Consider the following 6642-nt stretch of genomic DNA (forward strand, 5'->3'; position numbering starts at 1 on the left):
CGTTCCAGGCAATCAAGTCCTGCACGTACTGCGGCGTGGTCGGGTCCAGTGCCTCGGTAGCAGTAGGCAGGCCCAGCTCGGCCACATCCAGCAGCAATTTGCGGGCAATGTGCAGGCCGTCCTGCACCTTGAAGGAGTCGTTCATGTAGGGGTCATTGATCAGCCCCTTCCAGCCCACGGTAGTACGGGGCTTTTCAAAATAGACGCGCAGCACCAGGTAGATGGTGTCCTTCACTTCCTCGGCCAGCGCCTTCAGCTTCTGCGCGTACTCCATGGCCGCCTTGGTGTCATGGATAGAGCAGGGGCCAATCACCACGAACAGACGGTGGTCCTTGCGGTCGAGGATATTACGGATCGTCTCGCGGCCCTCAATCACGGTCTGGCGAGCATTGTCGGAAAGCGGCAGCTCTGCCTTCAGCGCATTGGGGGTGATCAACACTTCCTGTGAAGCGATATTGAGATCGTCTACCTGTTTATCGGTCATGATGGTCTTTACTACCTGTCGTTGCTGGAGGCCCCGGGCCCCGTTCTATGGCGGGCGGCTCTGGCTGACACTCCTTTTGTAGAGGTGAAGCAGTCTAGCCCAATCAGGCCGCCAGAGAAATACGGGGCGGGTAATGTGGGGAAGCTTCTAGCTGCTAGCTATTAGCTACTAGGCGCGAGATAACGCCAATGTGACGCACAGTCCGTGCCCGCGTTCCGGCCGAATCCGCATACTTGGCAGGGTACCGAGAAACGGCTTGTCCTCGCAGCTAGCAGCTATAATCCCTCAATCAGTTCTTCCACATACGCCGGCACCAGCTCCGTGGCCAGCCCGTGCTTGTGCTCGGCAAAGGCGGTGAGCCGCTGGGAGGGCTCCAGATTCAGCTCCACCGTATGCGCCCCGTGGCGATTGGCTTCTTCCACGAAGCCCGCTGCCGGGTACACATTGCCGCTGGTGCCGATGCTGATAAAGCGGTCGCAGCGGGCAAGGGCCTGGTAGATACGCTCCATTTCCAGAGGCATTTCCCCGAACCACACCACGTGCGGGCGCAGGCAGCCCTTGGCACCACAGAGCGGGCAGGGCAGGCTCGGGGTCAGCTCGCCGGTCACGTCCACCAGGCCGCCGCTGGCCTGGCAGCGGCCCTTGAGTAGCTCGCCGTGCATATGGATCAGGTTGCCACTGCCGGCCCGTTCGTGCAGGTTGTCGATGTTCTGGGTCACCAGCAGCACCTGGTCGGCAGGAAAGGCCTGTTCCAGCTTCGCCAGCGCCTGATGGGCCGCATTGGGCTTGATGGCCCCGTTGAGCAGCTGTTCACGGCGTTTGTTGTAGAAGTTCTGCACCAGGGTGGCATCCCGCAGAAACGCCTCCGGCGTGGCCACATCTTCCACCCGGTGGTTCTCCCACAGCCCGTCTGCGGCGCGGAAGGTCTTGATGCCGGATTCCGCCGAGATTCCCGCGCCGGTAAGTATTACAATGTTTTCAGCCATTTATCCGTCCGATTAGTCAGGATTATTTGTTTCATGGATACCATTATCGACCTACAGGAAAATCTCCCGTTGCCCCGGCGCGGCAATGTCACACTGCTGCATTTTCACCAGGGCATGGTACTGCTGGTGGGGGAGGATGCCGTGGGCCTGTACCGGGACCGCGTGGCCATTGATGACCCCCTGGCCAATGGTGTCATCGGCTATGAAACCATTCCACCCTCCCTGCAACCGGACTGGCAAGATGACTGCGGCTTTGTGAACGAGCATCAGTCCGGTTATGTCGGTCTCAACGGCGGTGGCGTGATTTTTATTCGCCCCGATGGCGTGGCGCTCTATCCCAGCGGCATGCATGCGTTGCAGAATCGGGACATGAGCTGGCTGATTCCCTTTCCGCCGCTTAATGCATAATTTGCCCGGCACCGGTGATCCCGGAGTCGGCTTCTGAAGGAGTTGTTCTGTTATGGCAGAAGAAACCACTCGCCTGCGTCTGCGCACCCTCACCGAGGACGATTACCCCGCGCTGGCGCTTCTCATGAACCAGGTCTACCACGATATTGGCGGTGCCTGGCCGGAAGAGACCATCAAGACCCTGATCCGCATTTTCCCGGACGGGCAACTGGTGATCGAGGACAACGGCGAGCTGGTGGCCACCGCGCTGACCATCAAGGTGAAATACGACCGCTTCTCCAACCCGCACCGCTACGAAGACCTGATCACCGACGACAAGGTGCAGTCCCACGACAAGAAGGGCGATGCGCTCTACGGGCTGGATGTGTTCGTGGACAAGGAATACCGGGGCTACCGCCTGGGCCGCCGCCTCTACGAAGCGCGCAAGGAACTGTGCCGCGAGGAAAACCTGCGCGCCATTCTGGCCGGTGGCCGGTTGCCCGGCTATACCAATTATTCCGATCAGATGGAGGTCACCGAATACATCGAGCAGGTGGAAGCCCGCGCCATCTACGATCCCATCCTGTCGTTCCAGCTCTCCAATGGCTTCGACGTGAAACGTCTCATGAAGGCCTACCTGCCGGAAGATGAAGACTCCCACGGCTACGCCACCCTGCTGGAATGGGACAATATTCTCTACGAACCGGAAGACGACGACGCCGAATGGCCACGCCGCACCGTGGTGCGCGTGGGCGTTGTCCAGCGCCGCATGCGCGCGGCCCGCGACGTACAGGATCTGCTCAACCAGGTGGAATTCTTCATCGATGCCCTGTCTGATTACCGGGCGGATTTCGCCGTGCTGCCGGAATTCTTCAGCGCACCACTGATGGGCCTGCGCCCGGAACTGAACTCCGTGGAAGCGGTGCGCTTCCTGGCCAGCTTTACCGATGAAGTGCGCGACGCCCTGGCCGACATGGCGGTGAGCTACAACATCAACATCATTGGCGGCTCCATGCCGGTCATCGAAGACGAAAAAGTCTACAACGTGGCCTATCTGATGCGCCGCGACGGTTCCGTGGAAGCCCAGTACAAGATCCATATCACCCCCCACGAACGCCGCGACTGGGTCATCCAGGGGGGCAACAAGCTGCAGGTATTTGATACCGATGCCGGTCGCGTGGGCATCCTGATCTGCTACGACGTGGAATTCCCCGAACTGGGCCGCGTCCTGGCGGACGAAAAGATGGACATCCTTTTCGTCCCATTCTGGACCGACACCAAAAACGGCTACCTGCGCGTACGCCACTGCGCCCAGGCCCGCGCCATCGAAAACGAATGCTACGTGGCCATCGCTGGCTCCGTGGGCAACCTGCCACGGGTCGACGCCGTGGACATCCAGTACGCCCAGTCCTCGGTGTTTTCCCCCAGCGATTTCTACTTCCCCCACGATGCCATCATCAGCGAATCGGTCCCCAATACCGAAATGCTGATGTTCGCGGATGTGGACCTGGAAAAACTGAAGTTGCTGCACCGGGAAGGGTCGGTGACCAACCTGCGGGATCGCCGCCACGATTTGTATAGCCTGGATTGGAAAAACAAAGACTAAATCCCACCAAGGCAGGGCCGTTCGGCCCTGCCTGTTCCTTTGTTTCTGTAGGAACGCAGCGTAGCGAAGTAACGCACGTAGTTCGGTGCGGCCCGAAGGGTGAGCGAAGCGAATACGCCTCTCGAGGCGCGAACACCCTTTCAAAATCCCACCTTCGTCAGAAAACTTCGCTCAAACGGGTATAAAAACTTGCTCCCCATCGTTTGATCAGAAAATGCCGCCTTCCCCATATCACAGCCGCCCGGAAAGGGCGTCGTTGTAACCCGTTGAGATTTCTGCTTTTATCGGTCGGTATATGAATTTGGTAAATGTGATAGGAAGCCGGCGCGTTCATTGGATATTCGAGCGGGTTTTCTAATACCTGTTAGCGCCCCCTAGGAGATAGAATTGATTCCAAACGACACTCCACTACAAACAGCTGCACAATATATGTGTTGCAATATTTATCCTGAACAATATAAGACCAATTATGTAACTGATATATCAGCTGATTTTAATGGGCCAGAAACGACGTACATTCTTCAGGCTTTGTCCTTAGGATTAACCAGTATCTGTTTTGGGCTAATATCTAATTTTCTATACGATAAAGCCAATATAAAGCTATCTCCTAAAGATAAAAGCATTGAACATTTGCTGGAAGAGCAGCAGAGGAAATTAGATCAACTTAATGAACTAATTTCTTCTGTAAAATCCACATTTAAATTCATGAAAGATATGAAGTGTGAAATAACCCAAGAGGATAGAGATCTAGCGAGGTTTCATGAGGAGGCCTTGTTTAGGATAAAAGAAAACTCACCAGAAATTAAAAAAATGATTGAGGATTCAATCAGGGAATTAGAAAAAAGGGGAGTGGACTCCTTGTCTAGAGAGCTTGATCAATATCATGATTAAAAGCGCTAACAAACGTGAATTGGGACTGCTTTTCCGCTTCGCTCCAAACCAGTCCATTACGCGGGCGTTAGCTGCACAAGGAGAATTAAACCATGCTGAAGATTAACTCGGAAAATGAAATTCTGTGCCCTGATTGCGGAAATAATTATACGCACCATACATCAGTCAATGTAATTACTAGAGACTGTGAAGATGGCCCAGGTACTTCTGCGCTATCTACCTATGAGGGCGTTTCTGTATCCAGAGTAGAGGCTAGCAAGATATTTGGCCGCAGAGATGTTATTGAAATCGAGTTGTGGTGCGAGTCCTGCGGTGAGGATGCACCAAAGAAAAAACTCATAATAAATCAGCACAAGGGAAATACACAGATACAGTGGGTGTAGCCGCAGCTAATAAGTCGTGGTAGTTCGCGCCAGACTCGCTGCGCTCGCCGCTGCACAGGGACGTTAGCCAAATAAAGTGAGCATCTTTATATGGAAGAGCTTGTATATTCAGTAGCTGGAATCATCCTCGGTTTCTTATCCCTTTATCTCACGGCGTATGCGAAAGCAAAGGGAAAGAACAAAGCCTTGGAGGAAGATGTGTCAAGGCTGGAAGATGAGAAACAGCGCGTGATCGCCAAATACCAAGCCGAGCTTCAGGAATTAAAGAGGGAGCATGCGCTTGATATTGAGAAGAGGAAGTACCTCTACGAAGAGAAGCAACAACAGTTTACAAAGTTCTTCTCTATGCTGGATGAATTTCAGAGAAAAAGTTATGCCCGATTCGGAGAACGTTTTTACCCAGTAATGAATCAATTTTTGGGCTCATACACAGGCGCCTCGGGTGAAGCTGATCAAGCGGCCATCGCTAACTTTAATACAGGTGTACAAGACCTCTTTCACGAATTATCAGAGGAGCAAATTCGAATAGCGAATGAGACCAACAGTATAAGGCTGATTGCCTCGGACGAGATGGACGACCTACTGAATCGACTTGATGAAGCAGTAGGAGAATCAACTCGCGATGCGAGTGAAATGCTGAAATTCATGGCCACCCCTGAATTCTGGGCGGATCAGTCGCTGATCGTGCCCTACCAAAAGAAAGCGGAGGAATCCGGAATGTTGGTAAAACAGTGCAGAGATAACATCATGAGCCTAATGAAGCGCGAGCTCCAGGATATCTGAAGGCTAACAAACAGCTGCACAGCGACCGATTTCCCACCGCTTCGAGGCTCCAAACCGAGGTTATTTGGGGTCAGGTCTTTCCCCGAACACGAGGGTCAGGTCTTGCCCCGTGCATTTCACCGAACCCAGAGAGCGTTGATGGCTAGGCTGTTCGCGCCTCAAGCGGCGCTCCTACATGAAACGCCATCCGGATCACCGGCTTGTTTTTTAAACCGTAATGCGGGGTCTAATGGATCTGATCCAATGCTTCCCGGGTCTTGGTGTTCTGCTGATCTGACAAGCGATTCACCTGGTCTTCGAAGGCCTTCAGCTCTTCGGCATTACGAGGGGCCTGAACGGCGGTGCCGGCACCGTCTTCGGTGGACAGGGTCGGTGTTGGGGTGCTTTGCAGCTGGGTCATGACCAGCCAGCCCACAGCCAGCAGGGCCAGCAGTAATCCGATCAAACGCATCGTGTGGTTTTCCTGGGGTTTGGTGTGGCTTCGACCTTCACAGCCTGGGAGCTAATGGTCAATCCGCTGCGGGTATGCGGTCTGGTTTGGCTGACGTATGCGGTTATCTCCAGCGGGGTTGCCCTGTAATTCAGTCGCTCTGACCCTCCTCATTTCTCTCTTTTGGTAAACGATATCCATCTGTATGTATTCTTCCTCCCGCCTGATTTGACCCACATCAACAAACCATAACATTGAACAATGTAACTATTGAGCCTGTCATCCTCATGGCCCTAGCATCCGATCAATCCGATCTGTTCAAGGGGCAAGATAATGACAATTCAGGTTGATCCGGTACGCCGGAATCTCAAATTCGGGCTGCCCGCCGGCAAGGCATTGAGCTGGAATCCGGGCGGGCTGTATATCTCCCAGTTCTATAACACCCTGTCGATTTTCTTTCCGGCGGGGGAGCGCTTCTTTATCCAGAGCGTGCGCAATTACCGCCAGGAAATCACCGACCCGCACCTGAAGGAACAAGTCTCGGCCTTTATCGGCCAAGAAGGTTTTCACACCCGTGAGCATGAGGAATACAACGAGGCACTGGTGGCCGAGGGTATGCCCATCGAGGCCATGGATGCGGTGGTGGTGCGGTTGCTGGAGCTGGTGAAGAAGGCGCCCCGTTCCGTTCAGCT

The 6642-nt window shown here is 54.3% G+C and carries 9 protein-coding genes; 6 read left to right on the plus strand and 3 right to left on the minus strand.

Features of this window, described 5'->3' with window-relative positions; all coding sequences use genetic code 11:
- Positions 1–484 (minus strand): 3-deoxy-7-phosphoheptulonate synthase (locus tag ACFE0K_RS14330; protein ID WP_434536703.1); only part of this gene is annotated, 484 nt, incomplete at its 3' end.
- Between the two features lie 275 nt (positions 485–759).
- Positions 760–1470, minus strand: coding sequence for a Sir2 family NAD+-dependent deacetylase (gene cobB, locus ACFE0K_RS14335; protein ID WP_434536704.1), 711 nt, complete (start codon positions 1468–1470; stop codon positions 760–762).
- Between the two features lie 33 nt (positions 1471–1503).
- Here cobB and ACFE0K_RS14340 point away from each other — a divergent pair, with 33 nt between their 5' ends.
- The 5 genes from ACFE0K_RS14340 (at position 1504) to ACFE0K_RS14360 (ending at position 5520) form a co-directional block, all read left to right on the plus strand.
- Complete coding sequence (locus ACFE0K_RS14340; RefSeq protein WP_035244741.1) at positions 1504–1878, plus strand: hypothetical protein; 375 nt, start codon at positions 1504–1506, stop codon at positions 1876–1878.
- Positions 1879–1930: 52 nt separating this feature from the next.
- A complete protein-coding gene (locus ACFE0K_RS14345) occupies positions 1931–3463 on the plus strand; it encodes a GNAT family N-acetyltransferase (RefSeq protein WP_434536705.1) in 1533 nt (510 codons plus the stop codon).
- Positions 3464–3850: 387 nt separating this feature from the next.
- Positions 3851–4354, plus strand: a complete 504-nt coding sequence (locus ACFE0K_RS14350) for a hypothetical protein (RefSeq protein ID WP_434536706.1) — start codon at positions 3851–3853, stop codon at positions 4352–4354.
- A 92-nt stretch (positions 4355–4446) separates the two neighbouring features.
- Positions 4447–4737, plus strand: a complete 291-nt coding sequence (locus tag ACFE0K_RS14355) for a hypothetical protein (protein ID WP_434536707.1) — start codon at positions 4447–4449, stop codon at positions 4735–4737.
- Between the two features lie 90 nt (positions 4738–4827).
- On the plus strand, positions 4828–5520 hold the full coding sequence (locus ACFE0K_RS14360) for a hypothetical protein (protein WP_434536708.1): 693 nt from the start codon (positions 4828–4830) through the stop codon (positions 5518–5520).
- Between the two features lie 226 nt (positions 5521–5746).
- On the opposite strand, the gene ACFE0K_RS14365 is transcribed toward ACFE0K_RS14360, so the two are convergent.
- Complete coding sequence (locus ACFE0K_RS14365; protein WP_434536709.1) at positions 5747–5971, minus strand: hypothetical protein; 225 nt, start codon at positions 5969–5971, stop codon at positions 5747–5749.
- Between the two features lie 312 nt (positions 5972–6283).
- On the opposite strand from ACFE0K_RS14365, the gene ACFE0K_RS14370 reads away from it, so the two are divergent.
- On the plus strand, positions 6284–6642 hold a 359-nt coding region (locus ACFE0K_RS14370), incomplete at its 3' end, for a metal-dependent hydrolase (protein WP_434536710.1).

It is taken from the genome of Alcanivorax sp., from assembly GCF_051117345.1.
Taxonomy (GTDB): Bacteria; Pseudomonadota; Gammaproteobacteria; order Pseudomonadales; family Alcanivoracaceae; genus Alcanivorax.

What these genes read in the sequence shown, in the direction of transcription:
- ACFE0K_RS14355 (WP_434536707.1), top strand. Translation starts at nt 4,447, where the DNA reads ATGCTGAAGATTAACTCGGAAAATGAAATTCTGTGCCCTGATTGCGGA.
- ACFE0K_RS14360 (WP_434536708.1), top strand. Translation starts at nt 4,828, where the DNA reads ATGGAAGAGCTTGTATATTCAGTAGCTGGAATCATCCTCGGTTTCTTA.
- ACFE0K_RS14365 (WP_434536709.1), bottom strand. Translation starts at nt 5,971, where the DNA reads ATGCGTTTGATCGGATTACTGCTGGCCCTGCTGGCTGTGGGCTGGCTG.
- ACFE0K_RS14345 (WP_434536705.1), top strand. Translation starts at nt 1,931, where the DNA reads ATGGCAGAAGAAACCACTCGCCTGCGTCTGCGCACCCTCACCGAGGAC.
- ACFE0K_RS14340 (WP_035244741.1), top strand. Translation starts at nt 1,504, where the DNA reads ATGGATACCATTATCGACCTACAGGAAAATCTCCCGTTGCCCCGGCGC.
- cobB (WP_434536704.1), bottom strand. Translation starts at nt 1,470, where the DNA reads ATGGCTGAAAACATTGTAATACTTACCGGCGCGGGAATCTCGGCGGAA.